A 1,765-nucleotide genomic window follows, 5' to 3' on the forward strand; every position below is an offset into this window, starting at 1 on the left:
CCCGGCATGCAAGTCATTGTGGCCGACTCCTACCTCTGGAACACCGTCGCAGAGCGACGTTGGGAAAATTTCACAGACTTCTCTCACTTTGCTTTCGTACACCCTGGCACTTTGTACGACCCGTTCTTTGCCAGCCACCCAGCCGTCCAGGTCAATCGGATTGACGGCGAGTTGCAGTTCAAGCTATCGCCGCCGCGGGAAATGGAAGGAATTCCGGAAGAGGCGCCGATGGGAGATTTCGACTACCGTTGCACGATGCCATATGCAATCAATCTGGAAATTAAGCTCTGGAAGGACAATTCCCGCTTCGTCCTGTGGACAACGGCATGCCCAGTTGATGACAAGACGTGTCGCAATTTCATGATCATCGCGCGGGAGACGGACGGCCAGCCGGATCACATGCACCTGGCATTCCAAAAGCGTGTGCTGGAAGAAGACCAACCGGTCATCCAATCCCAGTGGCCAGCCGAGGTATCGTCGGGGGAGATTTCTGTCGCCACAGACAAGGTCTCCATCCAATACCGCAAGTGGCATCGTGAACTCTGCCAGGCGGCGCTTCGTGGGCACGAAGAATTTAGGTCAGCTCTGCGCTCCAACGTCATCGACGAGTCAACGACTCTGTAATACGCACAAATAAGAGGAATTCCCTATGAAGCCAATGTTTCTTCTCGGTTGTGCAGGCCGAGGCGTGCAACCCTCCTCCTTGCAAGCACCCGTCTCAGAAAGCGAACTGCCCATCATGGAGCAGTTCCGGCTCCAAAAGGAAAGCGGGCTGTGGGACTTCGTCGACCGTATTCCAGCGAGCGATAAGGAGCTGGACGAGTACATCAAGGCCAGCCAACATTTCAATTTTCCGGTCTTGACCGGAAGCTGGACATACACCCTTGGCGTCGACGAGCCAACGATTAAGGCAAACATTGAGCGCACCCGCGAAGTGAATGCGAAGTACCACAACTTGATGGTTTGGGCGAAGCATGCTGACGGCCACTACGTCACTGATGAAGAGGTCGCAGCCTCGTACCTGGAAACGTACGACTACGCGCAAGCCCGCGGCATCACGATAACCTACGAAAGCCACGTGGACATGTGGTCGGAAGACTTCCGGCGCGTCCTGAAAGTTGCTGCGCTTGTCGAGAAGCGAGGCGTGCCCTTCAACTTCTGCATGGATTACAGCCACTGCATCTTCAAAATCGAGAATGAAGTCGAGCATGCAGTCTCGCAAATGCGGGGCGATGCAGACGCGATCCGCAAACTGGATCCCTTCAACGATGACAGCTTCGCAGACGACTGGCTCCAACGCAACATGGTGCATTGGACGCAGGTCCGCCCTGCTGCACCGAATGGTCCAGTGAACTGGTGGGCGTTTGAATCTGGTCCATGGGACGGGTTGGGCTATGACCGCCCCGGTCGCTCGATTCAATATCCTTTCAGCTTGCCGAAGCCGGCAGAGTGGCATACCGACGTCTGGCACGCACATAAGCTAGCCTGCACCAAGGAATTGGTTCGCAAAGTTATTGATCAATACTTGGCTACCGAGGACTCGAACATGCGGGTCATGACTATCGACAACATCAACTTGGGTGCCTACGGCCTTGGGTGGAAGTACAACATGTTCGCCGATAGCTGCCTGGTAGCGAAGTTCGTTCGCGAACTCTACGCTGAGCGTGCAGCAATTGCGGAAGCGAAGAAGGGAAAGACTAACAAGGAGTTTGTCGAGCAATACCGCGGCACCGTGTCACACTGATTTGCGCGCCGGACAATACCG

1 protein-coding gene and 1 pseudogene are annotated in these 1,765 nt (G+C 55.2%); both read left to right on the forward strand.

Annotated elements, in window-relative coordinates; all coding sequences use genetic code 11:
* Positions 1-624, forward strand: a pseudogene (locus A3A5_RS0119655) (aromatic ring-hydroxylating dioxygenase subunit alpha); the annotation flags it as partial.
* Positions 625-649: 25 nt separating this feature from the next.
* The gene (locus A3A5_RS0119660; protein ID WP_018312241.1) at positions 650-1,744 is read left to right on the forward strand and encodes a TIM barrel protein; all 1,095 of its coding nucleotides are present in this window, start codon (positions 650-652) and stop codon (positions 1,742-1,744) included.
* The last annotated feature ends 21 nt before the right edge of the window (positions 1,745-1,765 follow it).

Origin of the sequence: Cupriavidus sp. UYPR2.512 (genome assembly GCF_000379565.1) — a bacterium.
Taxonomy (GTDB): Bacteria; Pseudomonadota; Gammaproteobacteria; order Burkholderiales; family Burkholderiaceae; genus Cupriavidus.